This window comes from Neptuniibacter sp. QD37_6, from assembly GCF_047778085.1.
In the GTDB taxonomy this organism is placed as follows: Bacteria; Pseudomonadota; Gammaproteobacteria; order Pseudomonadales; family Balneatricaceae; genus Neptuniibacter.
On record NZ_CP180550.1, the window covers coordinates 77,990 to 94,918 of the forward strand.

The following is a 16,929-nucleotide window of genomic DNA, read 5'->3' on the forward strand; positions in this document are numbered from 1 at the left end:
GGTAATACTGCAGGCGATTTATACTAGCGAGAGCGGTGAAGAGTGATGAATCAGGATAACCAGTTTCAATACAGTAAAAGTGAGCACTTAGAGCAAGTTACCGTTCTAAATGCCGCGATCAGCGATTTCTCTTATGGGCGCCATGCCCATGAGGAGTATTCGTTCGGGGTTACGCTGAGTGGTCGTCAGGACTTCTTCTCCCGTGGTCAATTTCACCGCAGTCACCCAGGCAATATTATCGTCTTTAATCCAGATGAAGTGCACGATGGCCATTCTGGTGTCGATGATAAATTGCAGTACCGCATGCTCTATGTGCACCCTGACCAGCTAGCACCTGTCTTCCAAGCAGCCGGTATCAAAAGCCAAGTTTTTCGGGTGGCAGATACCCTGCTGGATGATGCCCAGCTCTGTCAGCATATTTTGCAAATAGTGCAGCTGATCGAAAATAGATCTGAAGATAAGCTTCGCCAAGAGTGTGAGCTTTACCAGATGGCAACGAGGATTGCGCAGCTGTACGGTGAATCCCAAGCGAATCAAAAGGCGCGTCGTGTCGATAGCCTACTTCTGCGAGCACGCGATTTTATCAACCAAAATCTACAAACTGATGTCTCTCTTGAAGAGCTGAGCCAGCAAGCCAACCTATCGAAGTATCATTTCCTGCGGATGTTTCGACAGCAATTTGGTATCACACCGCACCAATATATTTTGAATTGCCGGATCAACCGTGCCCGTGAAGAACTGGAAAAAGGTAAAGCACTGGATGATGTCGTGTTTGATTATGGCTTCAGCGACTTGAGTCACTTCAACCGGCGCTTTAAACCGATCTTTGGTATGACGCCCAAGCAATATCAGAAGCACTTTCTGAGCGCTTAAATTCAAGGCTCCTCCGAGCCCTTTAAATCTCTCTTTTTAATCCGAGTTGATCACTATGGTTGAAATACTCCTGTACGCCTTTGGCGTGATGTACACCCCTGGTCCATGCAATCTACTTAGTTTAAATGCCGGTATACACGGGCAGATTCGTTCGACATTAGCGTTTAGCCTCGGGGTAGGCAGTGCGATGCTGGTGCTGTTTTTACTGTTTGGCTATGTCGGCGCTTGGTTTATTACCGCGGGTTACGAGCTGTTTTTGAGTGCTGCAGGCAGCCTTTATATTCTCTACTTAGCCTACAAAGTGGCTTTGTCAGCCATGGCAAAGACGGAAGTGAAAGCTAACCCGAACCCAATGAGCTTTAAAGAAGGGTTGATCCTTCAACTTCTGAACCCGAAAGCCTTTATCGCGATCTTGCCGATAGTCTCGGTGCAGTTTCCGGCAGCAGAGATATCGGGCTACGCTATTTTTGTCTGGTCGCTATTGTTATCCACACTGGCGTTTGGCGCGCCGAGTAGTTATCTTTTTATGGGCGCGCGATTAGGTAAGCTTATTCACAATCCGCGCTACTTCTGCGGTTTAAACTGGGCGATGTCGCTGTTGTTGGTGTATGTGGCGTTGGATATTGCTTATCAGCATATATTCCTGAAGCTGGCTTAGGAGCGGTAGATTATTAGTTGCAGTCGGCTTGCGCGACCAGTTCGATGATCTGGATTGCATCTAACTTAAGGTTTTTAACCACGTTGCTGCCCATCTTTTTAAACTCCGGGCCAAGAATCATGGCGGGTGATACAGCGGCAGTCTCGCTTTGGGATTGTTGTTCTTTACCGAGTTGTTTTTGTCGCCAGGCGAGTGCCTCTTGGCTCCAGTCATCGTAACTTTGGATGCTAAAGCCCGCTTGTTCGAGTAGGCTTTCTAATTCTGTTTGTGTGATTAGGTGAGAGTTGCTCGGTTCTCGCGCCCAAGGCACAGGAAACTGCATCGCTTCCGTATTGGGCCCTTGGATCACTTCGTGTAGCAGTAATCGACCTTGTGGCTTTAAAACCCGTCGACATTCAGCCAATGCTTGTTGGCTATTGGGGATATTGAGCAGGCTATGCTGGAAGATAATCAGGTCAAAGCTATCGCTGCAAAAGGGTAATTGCTGCGCATCGGAAGTGACCAGTTTAGGGGCATTAAAAGAGGGCAATAATTGTGATATTTGCTGGTGGGTTTGGTTAAATGCGTGGGTTATATCCAGTCCAATCACATTAATACTCAGTTCTGACTCGATTAAGCGCATCAAACCACCCAACCCAGAGCCTATATCCAATACTCGATTCTGCCTGCACAATTTTATTTGTTGCAGTAGCTTCATAGAGGCTTTTATCCCGCCGATATGTAACTGATCGATAGGGGCCAATTGAAACGCAGTTGGCTCCTGTGGATAAGATAAGTGCAGTTGGCGGATGATTTGCTCGCCATCGAATGCTTGTGAATAATGTTTATTAACCTCAGTCACGGTTTATTCCTGTATCAGCTCTAATTTTCATCGAGCCCAAGCTCTTCGATAGAGATCTCTCGCATCTTAAATTTCTGGATCTTGCCGGTGACTGTCATCGGGAAATTATCGACAAATTTGAAATAGCGCGGGATCTTAAAGTGACTGATCGCTCCTTGGCAGAAGCTTTTCAACTCTTCTTCAGTCACGTTGTCTGCTTGTGGTGTCAGTTTGATCCAAGCGATCAGTTCTTCGCCAAATTGTGGATCGGGTACACCGGTGACTTGAACATCAGAGATCGCTGGGTGGGTGTAGAGAAACTCTTCGATCTCTTTTGGATAGATGTTTTCGCCACCGCGGATCACCATATCTTTAATACGCCCGACAATCTGCACGTAGCCATCAGCATCCATAATGGCGAGATCGCCGGTATGCATCCAACCTTGTGGATCGATCGCATTTTGCGAGGCCTCTGGATTGTTCCAATATTTCAGCATCACGCTGTAGCCGCGGGTACATAGCTCGCCTACTTCGCCTCTTGGCTGCACTTCGCCTGTGGCTGGATCGATAATCTGGCTTTCGATATGGGGTTGGGTACGGCCTACAGTAGAGACGCGTTTATCAAAAGGATCATCGGCAGCCGTCTGGGTGGATACAGGGCTCGTTTCGGTCATGCCGTAGGCGATCTGTACCTCGTGCATATGCATTTTGGTATTGACCGCTTTCATCACCTCCGCAGGGCAGATTGAACCCGCCATAATGCCGGTGCGCAGGCTACTCAAGTCATATTGCTCAAACTCTGGGTGCTCCATCTCAGCGATAAACATCGTTGGGACACCAAACAGTGCGGTTGCGCGTTCTTCAGCGACGGCGGTGAGTACCGATTGTGGTTCAAACCCTTCATCGGGATAGATCATCGCTGAACCGTGGGTGATACAGCCTAAGTTGCCCATCACCATGCCAAAACAATGATAGAGCGGCACCGGAATTACTAAGCGATCTTGATCGGTGAACTTCATGCTCTCGGCAACAAAGAAGCCGTTATTCAAAATATTGTGGTGAGAAAGCGCTGCACCTTTCGGGAAGCCGGTTGTGCCGGATGTGTACTGGATATTGATCGGGTCGTGAATGTCTAAGCTCGCCTGCACAGTGCTAAGTTGCTCAGCACTGATTTGATCTGCATTATCTAGAAATGCCTGCCAGCACCAACTACCTGCTAACGCCTGTGAGGAAAGACTGATCACGCCCTTGAGGTTAGGTAGCGTTGCAGAAGTTAATTGGCCGGCTTGCGCTGTTTTTAGCTCCGGAGCAAGCGCGTAAAGCATCTCCATATAGTTAGATGACTTAAAGTTCACCGCAGAGACCAGATACTTAGTGCCAGATTGGTTAAGTGCGTACTCCAATTCATGGGTGCGATAGGCCGGGTTGATGTTCACCAGAATCGCACCAATCTTTGCCGTTGCTAACTGAGTAATTGTCCATTCCGCACAGTTAGGGGACCAGATACCCACTCGATCACCTTTCGAAACGCCTATGGCCATAAATGCCCGCGCCGCTTGATCTACTTGTTGCTGTAACTGCGCGTAGGTCAGGCGAATATTCTGATGCCGAACGATCAATGCATCGTTATCTGGGAATTTTTCTGCCGTTAAATCAAATTGATCACCAATGGTGATATCCAATAAGGGCTCGGCTTTAGAGCCTTGAGTGTAACTGTGTAGATCGGACATGTTGGATAAACCTTTTCTATTTTTGTTGTTAGGTCTATGTGCATTTCAGACTGAGCCTTAACGATGCTGGCTGTGGTATTCCAGATTGGGTTGCATATCCACAGCGCTGGCGACTCGATTAGTCATGTTGTAGAAACCCGCGATGTTGGCGATATCCCAGATATCTTGATCACTAAAGCCGACATCTCTTAGCTGTTGGCGGTCATTTTCATTCATGCGGTGGGGTGATTCGGTCAACTTCACCGAGAAATCGAGCATAGCGATGTGTCGTTCGGAGAGTTCGGCAACACGGTAGTTCATCACCAGCAGTTCACCGAGGGTCGGCTTTTGAGAGTATTCACGCACAGCAGCACCGTGAGCGACCTGACAGTAGTAGCAGGCGTTGCTGGCAGAAACAGCGACAGCGATCATCTCTTTTTCCAAATTGCTGAGGCCGCTTTTGCCTAGCATTAACTCGTTATACAAGCTGGAAAATGCTTCTAACTGAGCGATGTTGTGGCTGTATGCTTTCAGTACGTTAGGAATCAAGCCCAGCTTTTCTTCGCATAAAGCGAAGTACTTCTGGAACACTTCTGGAAGTTGATCTTGTGAAGGTACAGGCAGATCTAACGCCGTAAGATGTGACGGTTGTGGATTCATGTTGTTTCTCAAATAGATGATTTAGGAGTGAGGGCTAGGGCTACTTTAGAGCCGTTACTGCGTTGTAGCTGCTGGCTGATCCAGTGGCTCACTTTTATAAGCTCGTCTAGTTGCACACCGGTTTCAATGCCGAGGCCATTGAGCATGTAGAGCACATCTTCGGTGGCGACATTGCCTGATGCGCCTTGGGCGTAAGGGCAGCCACCTAAACCAGCGACAGAGGTGTCGATAACGCTGATCCCCTCTTCAAGCACTGCATAGATATTGGCTAGGGCTTGGCCGTAGGTGTCGTGAAAGTGTGCGGCTAATTTTGAAACGGGTATTTCTTTGGTTACGGCTTCTATCAGCCTTTTAGCCTTTAATGGTGTACCGGTGCCGATTGTGTCGCCTAGAGAGATCTCATAGCAGCCCATTTCAATCATCTCTTTGCAGACAACCGTGACCTGTTCAGCGGATATTTCACCGGTATAAGGACAACCCATCACCGTGGAAACATACCCTCTAACAGGGATATTGTTAGCGTTAGCTTTTTCAATCAGCGGCGCAAATCTTTCAAGGCTTTCGGTTATAGAGCAGTTAATATTTTTTTGCGTAAACGCTTCAGAAGCGGCGGTAAATACCGCAACTTCATCAACCTCTGTGTTGAGTGCTTTATTTAAGCCAGTTAGGTTGGGGGTGAGTGCTGCATAAATGGTGTTTGGATGGCGCTGAATACCCATCATCACTGCACTGGCGTCAGCCATTTGTGGCACCCACTTAGGAGACACAAAACTCGTGGCCTCAATATGACTCAAACCTGCGCTAGATAGCGCATTGATCAGATCGATCTTTATATCAGTCGGAATAATATCGCCGGGCTCATTTTGTAAGCCATCCCGAGGTCCTACCTCGACCAACTTGACCTGCTTTGGCAACGTCATGATGCGGCTTCCTCTTCGGAAAATTCCAGCTCCAGAAGTTCCGCGCCTTCTTCGACTAGATCACCTGAGGCAAAGAAAACTTCGCTGACGGTGCCGGCATGAGGTGCTGAAATACTATGCTCCATCTTCATCGCTTCCATGATCACTAAGGCTTCGCCGGCTTGCACCGATTGCCCTTGCTCAACTAAAACCTCGACTACGACACCGTTCATGGGTGCGGTGAGAGAGTGATCGGCTTTACCTTGTTCAGAAACGTGCGTGGTTTGATGCAAACTGCATTGGAAGCAGAGATCGTTATGAAACAGGTGAAGCTCATTACCATCACGGAAAAAGTGCATCTGTAGCTGTTGATCATCAACGTGAACCCGAAGTTGATCATCCTGCTGCGTTAGGCTGATGGAGTACTGCTGCTCATCAACAGTAACGAGCTCTGTCTCTGCCCGTTGTTCGATATTTACGTCATGGATTGCTTCACCCTGCTGTAACTGCAGCGTTCGAATAGACGGGATATTCAAGCGCCAGTTACACAATGTCGTAAACGGAGAAGGGTGAGTATGATTATCAGACTGGTCTTGAGTGTCTAACTGCCCAAACAGACTCGCCGAGATGGCGAGATAGAGTGGCTTGTCTATGACTGGCTCGGCAAAGAGCAGATCGTAGTGGCGTTCGATAAAACCAGTATCTAAGTCGAGATCTGCAAAAGGTTGTGCAGATGCTAGATCTCTTAAGAACTTCAGATTGGTTTTTAAACCGGCAATACGGTATTCCGATAAGGCTCGATTCAGACGCAAAATTGCGGCATTTCGATCTTCACCCCAAACAATCAGCTTCGCGATCATTGGGTCATAATAAGGGCTAACCTCATCACCTCCGCGGACACCACTGTCGATACGGACACAGTCGGATTCTTCGGGTGTGGATAAGTATTTTAAAGTGCCTGTCGCCGGCAGAAAATCTTGCGCAGGGTCTTCGGCGTAGATACGGGTTTCGATCGCATGCCCCTTGGCTTTGATCTGATCTTGAGTCAGCGGAAGTTTTGCCCCCGCCGCAATCGCCAATTGCCACTCTACGAGGTCGACGCCGGTGACGTACTCGGTCACCGGGTGCTCCACCTGAAGACGGGTGTTCATCTCCATAAAATAGAATGAACCGTCGGTGTCGTATAAAAACTCGACCGTACCTGCACCGACATAGTCGATGGCTTGAGCTGCGCGGACAGCCGCTTCACCCATAGCTTTGCGGGTCTCGTCCGCTAGGTTAGGGGCGGGTGCCTCCTCAATAATCTTCTGGTGACGACGCTGGATAGAGCAGTCGCGATCGGCGAGATAAACACCATTGCCATGCTGATCACAAAAGACCTGCACTTCGATATGACGCGGCTGCTCCAGATAGCGCTCAATCAGCATATCGGGGTTAGCAAAAGAGTTTTGCGCTTCTCGTTGCGCGGCTTGCAGGGCGCTATCGAATTCATCCACAGAGCGAACCACACGCATCCCTTTACCACCACCGCCAGCCACCGCTTTTAGCAGCTGTGGATAACCGCAGTCTATCGATGCTTGTTTCAGGCGCTGTGGATCTTGATCGTCTTCATGGTAACCCGGAACCAAAGGCACATCGGCTTTCGACATAATCGCTTTGGCTGCGGACTTAGAGCCCATAGACGTGATTGCACTGGCTGGTGGACCGATAAAGGTAATGCCGTGACGTTCCAGCTCGGTCGCAAACTCAGCATTCTCAGACAGAAAACCATAGCCTGGGTGTACCGCTTCAATTCCGGCTGTACGGCAGGTCTCTAGGATCTTATCTGTACGCAGATAACTCTCAGCACTAGGTGCAGGGCCGAGTAGATAGGCCTCATCAGCCATCTGAACATGCTTAGCCTTGGCATCCACTTCAGAGTAAACCGCAACACAGCGGATACCTAAGCGCTGTGCCGTTTTGATTACACGACAAGCTATCTCACCGCGGTTAGCGATTAATATTTTACTCGGTAGTGCCGTCGATTTTGTTTCGCTCATGACTCTACCCACTCTGGCTTTCGTTTTTCTAAAAAGGCGCTCAGGCCCTCTTGGCCTTCGGGACTGACTCTTATCTCGGCGATCCGTCTGGCTGTGTCGGTGATCAGATGAATATCGATATGACTATCACTGACGGCAGCGACTAAATGTTTGGCAGCAGCCATCGCCAACGGACTGTTTTGCAGCAGCTGGTTGATCAACTGGTGGCAGCTATCATCAAGCAGCTCGGTTGTGGCCACGACTTGGTGAACTAGACCGTAATGATGGGCATCGCAGGCAGAAAAGGATTCGGCACTGATCATATAGCGTCGGGCCTGTCTTGAGCCCATTGCACGGATTACATAAGGCGAGATCACTGCGGGGATTAGGCCAATCTTGACCTCACTTAGGCAGAACTGACTCTGTTCGGTGGCGATCACAAAATCACAGCATGCAGCTAAACCTACCGCACCACCGTAAGCTGCACCTTGTACTAGGCAGATCGTAGGTTTGCTGAGAGTATCCAGTTGATGCATCAAAGCAGCTAGCTGCTTGGCATCATCAAAGTTGTCGTCATAGCTGTTTTTGGCCATGCGCTTCATCCAGCCAAGGTCGGCACCGGATGAAAAGTTCTTACCTTCAGACCGCAGTACCAAAACGCGTACTTCTGGGTCTTTATCGCAGGCCTCTAGATGACCTAACAATTGCGAGATGATCTGATCGTCGAAAGCGTTATGCACTTCAGGTTTGTTAATCACGAGATGCGCTACGCCTTGGGCTTTATTTAATAACACTACTGGCTTAGTCATAGTCGCCTCCTTACATCCGGAAGATGCCAAATTTACTGTCTGCAATTGGCTGATTGAGGGCTGCTGATAGGCTCATTGCAACCACTTTACGGGTTTGAGCCGGATCGATCACACCGTCATCCCAGAGTCGTGCACTGGCGTAATAGGGGTGACCTTGTTGCTCATACTTCTCGATAATCGGTTGCTTAAAAGCGGCCTCTTCTTCAGCGCTCCAAGTTTGATTGTTGCGCTCAAGTTGGTCGCGTTTAACTGTGGATAAAACCCCAGCGGCTTGCTCGCCACCCATCACCGATATTCGGGCGTTAGGCCACATCCATAGGAAGTTAGGGCTGTAACCGCGACCACACATACCGTAGTTGCCTGCCCCAAAAGAGCCGCCAATCAACACAGTGATTTTAGGTACGTTGGCACAAGCCACTGCGGTCACCATTTTGGCACCGTGTTTGGCGATCCCCTCTGATTCGGCTTTCTCGCCCACCATAAAACCGGTGACATTTTGCAAGAACAGCAGTGGAATCTTTCGCTGGCAGCAGAGCTCGATAAAGTGCGCGCCTTTTTGAGCAGAATCGCTGAATAAAATCCCATTATTGCCGATGATGCCGACAGGATAGCCGCATATGTGCGCAAAACCTGTTACTAAGGTTGTGCCAAACTGTTGCTTAAATTCATCGAAATTTGAGCCATCCACGATCCGGGCAATCACCTCGCGGACATCAAACGGTTTTTTCAGATCGGTGCCGACTACACCGTAGATCTCCTCTTCGTTATAAAGCGGAGGCTGCGGTGCTTGTAATTGCACGTTGGTTTGCTTAACGCGATTGCTATTGGCGATGCAGCGTCTGGCGAGCTGCAGAGCATGGGTATCATTATCGGCGTAGTAATCGGCGACCCCAGAGACTTTACAGTGCACGTCTGCGCCACCGAGTGCTTCGGCGGTTACGACTTCACCTGTGGCAGCCTTAACCAAGGGTGGACCTGCTAGGAAAATCGTACCTTGATCACGGACGATGATGGATTCATCGGCCATAGCTGGCACATAAGCGCCCCCAGCGGTACATAACCCCATGACGACGGCGATTTGAGGGATACCTTTGGCAGACATCCGTGCTTGGTTGTAGAAGATGCGGCCGAAATGATCGCGATCGGGAAACACTTCATCCTGTTGAGGCAGGTTAGCGCCACCAGAATCAACCAAGTATATGCAGGGCAGATTGTTCATCTCTGCGATCTCTTGCGCACGCAGATGTTTTTTTACCGTCAGAGGGAAGTAAGTACCGCCTTTGACCGTGGCATCATTGGCTACAATCATGCAGTCTTGGCCGCACACTTGGCCGATACCGGCGACGGCTCCTGCTGCCGGAATGTTATCTTCGTAAACCTGATAAGCCGCGAGTTGGCCTATCTCTAAAAAGGCAGAACCCGGGTCTAATAGTTGATCGATACGCTCGCGCGCCAGTAACTTACCGCGTGCCCTGTGGCGCTCCTGATACTCAGGGCCACCGCCTTGTGCGATTACTGCAATTTTATCTTTTAGATCAGCCACCGCCGCGCGCATTTCGCGTTGGTTGGCTTTAAATGACTCTGCCTGTGTATTTATTGTTGTGTGCAGAACAGCCATAGATAGTCTCCTAGTCGCCTGTTGATGGGTTACTTATTCATAAACAGCTCACGACCGATAAGCATTCGGCGTATCTCTGAGGTACCTGCTCCTATCTCGTAGAGCTTGGCATCACGGAGTAAACGGCCGGTTGGAAATTCATTTATATAACCGTTACCGCCCAAGAGCTGGATCGCATCCAGCGCCATTTTGGTTGCGGTTTCGGCGGTGTAGAGGATTACCCCAGCGCAATCTTTTCGGCTGGGTTCTCCGCGCATCGCTGCTTGGGCAACGCTGTAGGTATAGGCCTTGCTGGTGTTCATCAGGGTGTACATATCGGCGATCTTGCCTTGTACGAGTTCGAACTCGCCGATCGCTTGGCCAAACTGATTACGATCACGAATGTAAGGGACTGCGATATCCATCGCCGCAGCCATAATCCCCAAAGGACCACCGGCTAACACTAAGCGCTCGTAATCCAAACCACTCATCAGTACGCGGGTACCGGCGTTGAGTTCACCTAAGATGTTTTCTTTCGGAACAGGGCAATCTTCGAAGACCAGTTCACAAGTGTTGGAACCACGCATCCCGAGCTTGTCGAGCTTCTGATGACGGGAGAATCCTGGATAATCTCGTTCGACGATAAACGCGGTAATCCCTTTAGCACCTGCGTTGGGTTCGGTCTTGGCGTAGATCACATAAGTATTGGCGTCGGGGCCATTGGTGATCCACATCTTGTTGCCGTTCAGCAGGTAGTGATCGCCATTATCGCGGGCATGCAGTTTCATGGAGACCACATCAGAACCCGCATTGGGCTCGGACATAGCCAATGCACCGACATGTTCACCGCTGATTAATTTCGGCAGATATTTTTGCTTTTGCTCTTCGGTACCGTTGCGATGAATCTGGTTAACACACAGATTGGAGTGCGCACCGTAAGAGAGGGCAACGGACGCGGAGGCACGGCTGATCTCTTCCATGGCGATTACATGCGCCAAATAGCCCATATCGACACCGCCATATTCCTCTTTAGCCGTGATACCGAGCAGCCCCATATCACCGAACTTGCGCCATAGATCCTGAGGAAACTCATTATCCTTATCGATCTGTTCCGCTCTTGGCGCTATCTCTTGTGCAGCAAAATGGTTTATTTGCTCACGCAACATATCCAATGTTTCGCCAAGGCCAAAATTCAGGCTGGAATACTGTGAGATCATAGTCGTACCCTTTTTACCGGCGTGTCGATTTATCCACAGATCACTTAAGGATCAAGTAAAGGCTGAATCGATTAACCGGCTCTTTGTTGTTTTTGTTTTAGTTCGAGCAATGTTTCATGGCAGCGGAGTTCTGCGTTATCTAACTCCTGCTGCAAAATCGCGATATCTTGAAGCTGTTGTTCCAGCTCCGAACGCTTTTCATTAATTTTTTCTAATAGCAGAGTTAGCTGCTTTTCACTTCCTGTCAGCGTTTCATCCCACAGCGCAAAAAGCTCCCGTGTTTCCGCGAGTGAGAACCCAAGGCGTTTACCGCGCAGTATCAGCTTTAAACGCACGCGATCTTGTGTGCTGTAGATACGTGTTTGCCCACGTCGGGTTGGAAAGAGCAGCTGCTGATCCTCATAGAAACGGATGCTTCGCGTGGTTAACGCGAACTCTTTCGCTAGCTCGCTGATGGAATAAGTCTGTTTGCTATTCATAAAAATCCGCTGTTTTTAACTCTTTACAGATTAAGCAAAGTTTACGTTCACGTAAAGGTCAATAAAGGAATTCCTGTATTTTTGTAAATATTTTAACCGCTTTTGTAAGTTGCTGAAAAATATAAACTAAATCGTAAATCTATCGTTTTTTGCAGTGCAAATACGACTAAAGTTGTACTGGATTTTATGTAGGGGTAATTGCTAGGTTGGGCGACAGCTTATCAGCATTTAGCCGTATTTTTAGGTTGTTGCGCTGGTTAAATAAAAATAAAAAACAGCGAGGATCAGAGTCTGCATGAGTGTCGATTATGTACTGCAAACCTCAGATTTGATTAAAGAGTTTAAAGGCTTTACTGCGGTAGATAAGGTCAATTTAAACGTCGAGCGTGGCAGCATTCACGCCTTGATCGGGCCTAATGGTGCCGGTAAGACGACCGTATTTAATTTGTTGACCAAGTTTTTAATCCCAACGTCCGGTCAAATTCTTTTTAATGGCGAAGATATCACCCAGATGCGTTCCGCCGAGATCGCGCGTAAAGGGGTGATCCGTTCTTTCCAGATCTCTGCGGTGTTCCCACATCTGACGGTGTTGGAGAACGTCCGTATTGCCCTTCAACGTAAAGAGGGCAACAGCTTTCATTTTTGGAAGTCTGACAAAGTCTTAGACAAGCTTAATGGCCGTGCGATGGAGTTGCTGGAGTCGGTAGGTCTTCAAGACCATGCGAACTCAGTGACCGTCGATCAGCCTTATGGCCGTAAGCGTGCTTTGGAGATCGCAACCACATTAGCCTTAGATCCAGAACTGATGTTATTGGATGAGCCGACTCAGGGTATGGGCCACGAAGATGTTGAAGTGGTGTCGGACCTGATCAAACAGGTCTCCAAAGATCGCACCATTTTGATGGTTGAGCATAACCTGCATGTGGTTTCCAAACTGGCGGATCGTATCTCTGTTCTTCAGCGTGGCGCGATCCTTACCGAAGGTGATTACGCCACGGTATCAGCCGATCCACGTGTTAAGGAAGCTTACCTGGGCGTTGCTGCAGATGAAGAACCTGAAGCTGCCAAGCCTGCTGAAACCTCGCCTGAGAAAGAGGAGGTTGTGGCATGAGCTTAGGTGGCAACGAAAAACTTCGTATTAGTGACTTGCACTCTTTCTACGGCGAATCTCACATTCTGCACGGCATCGATATGCATGTGATGCAGGGCGAGCTAGTAACCCTATTGGGACGTAATGGTTCAGGCCGTTCAACTACGCTGCGTTCGATCATGAATATGGTGGGTCGTCGTAGTGGCAGCATCAACGTTAATGGTCGCGAAACCATCGATATGCCGGCGCACAAAATCGCCCACTTAGGCATGGGTTTCTGTCCTGAAGAGCGCGGTATTTTTTCCAGTTTAAACGTGGAAGAAAACCTAATGCTGCCGCCGACTGTGCGCAGTGACGGCATGAGTGTCGAAGAGATCTATGAAATCTTCCCCAACCTTTACGAACGCCGAACCAGCCAAGGCACACGTCTATCCGGCGGTGAGCAGCAGATGCTGGCTTTAGCTCGTATCTTGCGTTCGGGCGCAAATATCTTGTTGCTCGACGAGATCACCGAAGGTCTGGCACCTGTGATTGTGCAGAAGTTGGGAGAGGTGCTAACCAAGTTAAAAGAACGCGGACTGACCATCTTGTTGGTAGAGCAGAACTTCCGTTTTGCGGCACCGATTGCGGATCGTCATTACGTGATGGAACACGGTCATATCGTGGAAGAAGTTCACAAACATGAACTGACCGAGAAAACAGAATTACTAAATACCTATTTAGGTGTTTAACAGCCTTGAGGAGCCTATGAATAAGCCTTTTACAGGCCTGCGCTTAGGTTCCTGAATGTCCAGAGGCTAAGTGAATGACCCGAAGATGTGCTGGGTTAAACCACAAAGCATCAAACTTTGAATAAAAATAAAAAACTCTATCGGGAGAAAATGCGATGAAATCAATGAAGAAATCTCTGCTGACAGCGGCAATTGCCTCTACATTCGCAGTAACAGGGGTGCAAGCGGCAGGTGTATCAGACGACAAAGTCAAAATCGGTGTACTAGCCGATATGGGCGGTGTTTATGCTGATATCTGTGGTGCAGGCTGTGTTACAGCAGTAGAGATGGCGGTTGAAGATTTTGGCGGTACGGTACTAGGTAAACCAATTGAAGTGGTAAGTGCCGACGACCAGAACAAACCAGACATCGGTTCTGCAAAAGCGCGTGAATGGGTAGAAAGCCAAGGCGTTGATGCGGTTACAGGTCTGGTAGCTTCTTCAGTAACAGGTGCGGTAACTAAAGTGCTAACAGACAACAAAAAAGTTGCTCTGATCGCTACTTCTGCATCTCATGCGTTCACCACTAAGGCGTGTTCACCTTACAACGCTCACTGGACTTACAACGTAGTAGCGCTAGCTAACGGTACGGTAAAACCGATGGTAGCTGCAGGTAAGAAGAAGTGGTTCTTCATCACTGCGGACTACGCTTTCGGTCATGCTCTAGAGAAAGTAGCGACGGGCGTAATTAACTCTAACGGCGGTGAAGTGGTAGGCGCTGTGCGCGCTCCACTAGGTACAACCGACTTCTCCTCTTACGTTCTTCAGGCGCAATCTTCTGGTGCAGACGTAGTGGCGCTAGCGAATGCTGGTGCTGACTTCGTTAACTCCCTAAAAACAGCAGCTGAGTTCGGTCTAACTGAAACAACTGATGTTGCAGGTTTGTTGGTATTTACTCACAACGCGAAAGCGCTGGATCCTGAAATCTCTGGCGGTATGAAACTGACAACAGGTTTCTACTGGGATATGGATGATGAAACACGTGCTTGGTCTAAGCGTTTTAAAGAGCGTCATGGCTCTATCCCAGCAATGGGTCAGGCGGGTGCTTACTCTATGACAATGCACTACCTAAACGCGATCAAAGAAGCGGGTACGGATGATGCTGATGCGGTAATGGCGAAGATGAAGGCGAACAAGCCGAACGATTTCTTCGCGCGTAACGCTCATCTACGTGCGGATGGTCGTATGGTGCATGACATGTATCAGGTACGTATCAAAACATCCAAAGAGCGTAAAAACGAAGACGATATCTTCGCAATTGAGCAGGTTATCCCAGGTGAAGAAGCATTTGGTCCGATGATGGATAAGTGTAACTTCCTGGCTGCCAAATAAGGCGCTTGTATGACGAGGGGGGCGGCTTTCGCCTCTCTCACAGTAAGTCAGAGTTTTGAGCTATTCGTAGTTCTATATAGCTCTCTTAGCGGATTGTAAGTACCGGTTAGCTACAAATGTATCTGTGGCGCAGTTGCCGGTTAGGGGTGGAGAGTTATGGCAACATTCCTCGATATAAATCTCTTTGGCCTATTTGGTCAATTGCTGGTGGGCCTGATTAACGGCTCATTCTATGCATTACTCAGTCTGGGTTTAGCAATTATTTTTGGACTGTTAAAAATCATTAACTTCGCGCAGGGCGCGCTCTATATGCTGGGTGCTTTCTTTGCGTGGATGGCTCTTAACTATATGGGCATTAACTATTGGGTCGCGCTAATTCTCGTCCCGATCGCCGTGGGCTTTATCGGCATTTTGATGGAGCGTTTTCTGCTGCGTCCAATTGCCAATGAGGATCACCTCTACAGTTTGCTGCTGACCTTCGGTTTAGCGCTGATTCTTCAGGGGGCGTTTACCCACCTGTTTGGTTCCTCGGGTATGTCCTATGCAATTCCAGAAGAGCTGAAAGGCGGTAACCGTCTGCCATTTATGTATCTGCCAAATTATCGTGCTTGGATCATTATCGCGTCGATCATTGTCTGCGCCGGTACTTGGTACATGATTGAGAAAACAAAGCTGGGTGCCTACCTGCGTGCAGGTACTGAGAACCCGCAGTTGATGCAGGCATTTGGTATCAACGTACCTTTGATTGTCACTCTGACCTTTGGTTTTGGTGTCGGCTTAGCTGGCTTTGCCGGTGTCATGGCCGCGCCGGTGTATTCGGTATCACCCGATATGGGTTCCAACATGCTGATCGTAGTATTCGCCATCGTGGTAATTGGCGGTATGGGATCGATCGGTGGCGCAATCCTGACCGGCTTAGGCATGGGGGTTGTGGAAGGCCTGACGAAGTACTTTTACCCCGAAGCCTCGACCACCGTTATTTTTGCGGTGATGGTGATTGTATTGCTAACCAAGCCTGCGGGCTTATTTGGTAAAGAAGCCTAGGAGACGTGACGATGAAAATAAGTAAAACAATGATTGCACTGGTCGTCCTTGGATTGATTGCTCCTTACGTGCTTTACCCTGTGTTTGTCATGAAAGTGCTCTGTTTCGCACTGTTCGCTTGCGCATTTAACCTGCTGTTGGGTTATGTGGGTTTGCTCTCTTTCGGCCACGCTGCGTTCTTAGGAACCGGCGGCTACATTACCGGTTATTTGATGATGGAAACCGGTGTTACACCCGAGTTAGGTGTGTTGGGTGGAACCTTAGCAGCGGCTTTACTGGGTGCTGTATATGGCAAGTTGGCGGTGAAACGTGAAGGTATCTACTTTGCCATGGTCACGCTGGCGTTAGCGCAGTTAGCCTTCTTCGTTTACCTCCAAGCACCGTTTACCGGTGGTGAAGATGGAATGCAGGGCGTTCCTCGTGGACATCTGTTCGGGTTTATCGACCTGAGCGATAACATGAGTATGTATTACTTTGTGTTTGCCATCTTCCTGTTTGGATTCTGGTTGGTAAATCGCACGATTCACTCACCGTTTGGTCAAATCCTTAAAGCGATCCGTGAAAACGAAGCACGTGCGGTGTCTCTTGGTTACAACGTTAATGACTACAAATGGGCTGCATTTGTAATCTCTGCTGCACTAGCAGGTCTAGCCGGTTCGACGAAAACCTTGGTATTCCAGCTGGCTTCTCTGACCGATGCTCATTGGCATATGTCCGGTGAAGTGGTGTTGATGACCTTGCTAGGCGGTATGGGCACAATTTTTGGCCCAATCGTAGGTGCCGGTGCGGTTGTGACTATTCAGAACTACTTGTCCGGTGGTGAGTTGGGTAACTACATCCACATCATCATGGGCTTTATCTTCGTGATCTGCGTACTGGCGTTCCGTAGCGGTATCGTTGGTGAAGTGCAGAAATTCATGAAAAAGAACTTTAGCTAAACTTAAACCAAAGGGGA

The 16,929-nt window shown here is 48.9% G+C and carries 16 protein-coding genes; 7 read left to right on the forward strand and 9 right to left on the reverse strand.

What is annotated here, in order from left to right:
* Nucleotides 1–45 precede the first annotated feature (45 nt).
* Both ACMXYO_RS00355 and ACMXYO_RS00360 read left to right on the forward strand, forming a co-directional pair.
* Nucleotides 46–873, forward strand: coding sequence for an AraC family ligand binding domain-containing protein (locus ACMXYO_RS00355; RefSeq protein WP_415886441.1), 828 nt, complete (start codon nt 46–48; stop codon nt 871–873).
* A gap of 55 nt (nt 874–928) precedes the next feature.
* Entirely contained in the window at nt 929–1,531 is a 603-nt protein-coding gene (locus ACMXYO_RS00360) for a LysE family translocator (RefSeq protein ID WP_415886442.1), read from the forward strand.
* Nucleotides 1,532–1,544: 13 nt separating this feature from the next.
* On the opposite strand, the gene ACMXYO_RS00365 is transcribed toward ACMXYO_RS00360, so the two are convergent.
* The 9 genes from ACMXYO_RS00365 to ACMXYO_RS00405 form a co-directional block, all read right to left on the reverse strand.
* Nucleotides 1,545–2,372, reverse strand: coding sequence for a class I SAM-dependent methyltransferase (locus ACMXYO_RS00365; protein WP_415886444.1), 828 nt, complete (start codon nt 2,370–2,372; stop codon nt 1,545–1,547).
* A gap of 20 nt (nt 2,373–2,392) precedes the next feature.
* Nucleotides 2,393–4,081 (reverse strand): AMP-binding protein, encoded by a 1,689-nt coding sequence (locus ACMXYO_RS00370; RefSeq protein WP_415886446.1) that lies wholly within the window; start codon nt 4,079–4,081, stop codon nt 2,393–2,395.
* Nucleotides 4,082–4,138: 57 nt separating this feature from the next.
* Nucleotides 4,139–4,720 carry a peroxidase-related enzyme gene (locus ACMXYO_RS00375; RefSeq protein WP_415886447.1) on the reverse strand — a complete coding sequence of 194 codons (582 nt, stop codon included), beginning with the start codon at nt 4,718–4,720 and terminating at the stop codon, nt 4,139–4,141.
* A gap of 8 nt (nt 4,721–4,728) precedes the next feature.
* Complete coding sequence (locus ACMXYO_RS00380; RefSeq protein WP_415886449.1) at nt 4,729–5,640, reverse strand: hydroxymethylglutaryl-CoA lyase; 912 nt, start codon at nt 5,638–5,640, stop codon at nt 4,729–4,731.
* Nucleotides 5,637–7,658: an acetyl/propionyl/methylcrotonyl-CoA carboxylase subunit alpha gene (locus tag ACMXYO_RS00385; RefSeq protein WP_415886450.1), complete on the reverse strand. Its 2,022-nt coding sequence runs from the start codon at nt 7,656–7,658 to the stop codon at nt 5,637–5,639. The genes ACMXYO_RS00380 and ACMXYO_RS00385 overlap by 4 nt, the downstream gene beginning before the upstream one ends.
* A complete protein-coding gene (locus tag ACMXYO_RS00390) occupies nt 7,655–8,446 on the reverse strand; it encodes an enoyl-CoA hydratase/isomerase family protein (RefSeq protein ID WP_415886451.1) in 792 nt (263 codons plus the stop codon). The genes ACMXYO_RS00385 and ACMXYO_RS00390 overlap by 4 nt, the downstream gene beginning before the upstream one ends.
* 10 nt (nt 8,447–8,456) lie before the next feature.
* A complete protein-coding gene (locus ACMXYO_RS00395; RefSeq protein WP_415886452.1) occupies nt 8,457–10,064 on the reverse strand; it encodes a carboxyl transferase domain-containing protein in 1,608 nt (535 codons plus the stop codon).
* 29 nt (nt 10,065–10,093) lie between these two features.
* Nucleotides 10,094–11,260 (reverse strand): isovaleryl-CoA dehydrogenase, encoded by a 1,167-nt coding sequence (locus tag ACMXYO_RS00400; protein WP_415886453.1) that lies wholly within the window; start codon nt 11,258–11,260, stop codon nt 10,094–10,096.
* Between the two features lie 71 nt (nt 11,261–11,331).
* A complete protein-coding gene (locus ACMXYO_RS00405) occupies nt 11,332–11,739 on the reverse strand; it encodes a MerR family transcriptional regulator (protein ID WP_415886455.1) in 408 nt (135 codons plus the stop codon).
* A gap of 295 nt (nt 11,740–12,034) precedes the next feature.
* On the opposite strand from ACMXYO_RS00405, the gene ACMXYO_RS00410 reads away from it, so the two are divergent.
* The 5 genes from ACMXYO_RS00410 (at nt 12,035) to ACMXYO_RS00430 (ending at nt 16,912) form a co-directional block, all read left to right on the forward strand.
* Nucleotides 12,035–12,850 (forward strand): ABC transporter ATP-binding protein, encoded by an 816-nt coding sequence (locus ACMXYO_RS00410; RefSeq protein WP_415886456.1) that lies wholly within the window; start codon nt 12,035–12,037, stop codon nt 12,848–12,850.
* Nucleotides 12,847–13,560, forward strand: coding sequence for an ABC transporter ATP-binding protein (locus ACMXYO_RS00415; RefSeq protein ID WP_415883032.1), 714 nt, complete (start codon nt 12,847–12,849; stop codon nt 13,558–13,560). Before ACMXYO_RS00410 ends, ACMXYO_RS00415 begins: the two co-directional genes overlap by 4 nt.
* Before the next feature lie 155 nt (nt 13,561–13,715).
* Entirely contained in the window at nt 13,716–14,930 is a 1,215-nt protein-coding gene (locus ACMXYO_RS00420) for an ABC transporter substrate-binding protein (RefSeq protein WP_415883033.1), read from the forward strand.
* 156 nt (nt 14,931–15,086) lie between these two features.
* Nucleotides 15,087–15,974, forward strand: a complete 888-nt coding sequence (locus ACMXYO_RS00425; RefSeq protein ID WP_415883034.1) for a branched-chain amino acid ABC transporter permease — start codon at nt 15,087–15,089, stop codon at nt 15,972–15,974.
* 11 nt (nt 15,975–15,985) lie between these two features.
* Nucleotides 15,986–16,912 (forward strand): branched-chain amino acid ABC transporter permease, encoded by a 927-nt coding sequence (locus ACMXYO_RS00430; protein ID WP_415883035.1) that lies wholly within the window; start codon nt 15,986–15,988, stop codon nt 16,910–16,912.
* Nucleotides 16,913–16,929 lie beyond the last annotated feature (17 nt).

Excerpts from the sequence above, each read along its gene's own strand:
- ACMXYO_RS00390 (WP_415886451.1), bottom strand. The coding sequence starts at position 8,446 with ATGACTAAGCCAGTAGTGTTATTAAATAAAGCCCAAGGCGTAGCGCAT.
- ACMXYO_RS00425 (WP_415883034.1), top strand. The coding sequence starts at position 15,087 with ATGGCAACATTCCTCGATATAAATCTCTTTGGCCTATTTGGTCAATTG.
- ACMXYO_RS00380 (WP_415886449.1), bottom strand. The coding sequence starts at position 5,640 with ATGACGTTGCCAAAGCAGGTCAAGTTGGTCGAGGTAGGACCTCGGGAT.
- ACMXYO_RS00400 (WP_415886453.1), bottom strand. The coding sequence starts at position 11,260 with ATGATCTCACAGTATTCCAGCCTGAATTTTGGCCTTGGCGAAACATTG.
- ACMXYO_RS00375 (WP_415886447.1), bottom strand. The coding sequence starts at position 4,720 with ATGAATCCACAACCGTCACATCTTACGGCGTTAGATCTGCCTGTACCT.
- ACMXYO_RS00430 (WP_415883035.1), top strand. The coding sequence starts at position 15,986 with ATGAAAATAAGTAAAACAATGATTGCACTGGTCGTCCTTGGATTGATT.
- ACMXYO_RS00395 (WP_415886452.1), bottom strand. The coding sequence starts at position 10,064 with ATGGCTGTTCTGCACACAACAATAAATACACAGGCAGAGTCATTTAAA.
- ACMXYO_RS00410 (WP_415886456.1), top strand. The coding sequence starts at position 12,035 with ATGAGTGTCGATTATGTACTGCAAACCTCAGATTTGATTAAAGAGTTT.
- ACMXYO_RS00370 (WP_415886446.1), bottom strand. The coding sequence starts at position 4,081 with ATGTCCGATCTACACAGTTACACTCAAGGCTCTAAAGCCGAGCCCTTA.
- ACMXYO_RS00355 (WP_415886441.1), top strand. The coding sequence starts at position 46 with ATGAATCAGGATAACCAGTTTCAATACAGTAAAAGTGAGCACTTAGAG.
- ACMXYO_RS00420 (WP_415883033.1), top strand. The coding sequence starts at position 13,716 with ATGAAATCAATGAAGAAATCTCTGCTGACAGCGGCAATTGCCTCTACA.
- ACMXYO_RS00405 (WP_415886455.1), bottom strand. The coding sequence starts at position 11,739 with ATGAATAGCAAACAGACTTATTCCATCAGCGAGCTAGCGAAAGAGTTC.
- ACMXYO_RS00415 (WP_415883032.1), top strand. The coding sequence starts at position 12,847 with ATGAGCTTAGGTGGCAACGAAAAACTTCGTATTAGTGACTTGCACTCT.
- ACMXYO_RS00360 (WP_415886442.1), top strand. The coding sequence starts at position 929 with ATGGTTGAAATACTCCTGTACGCCTTTGGCGTGATGTACACCCCTGGT.
- ACMXYO_RS00385 (WP_415886450.1), bottom strand. The coding sequence starts at position 7,658 with ATGAGCGAAACAAAATCGACGGCACTACCGAGTAAAATATTAATCGCT.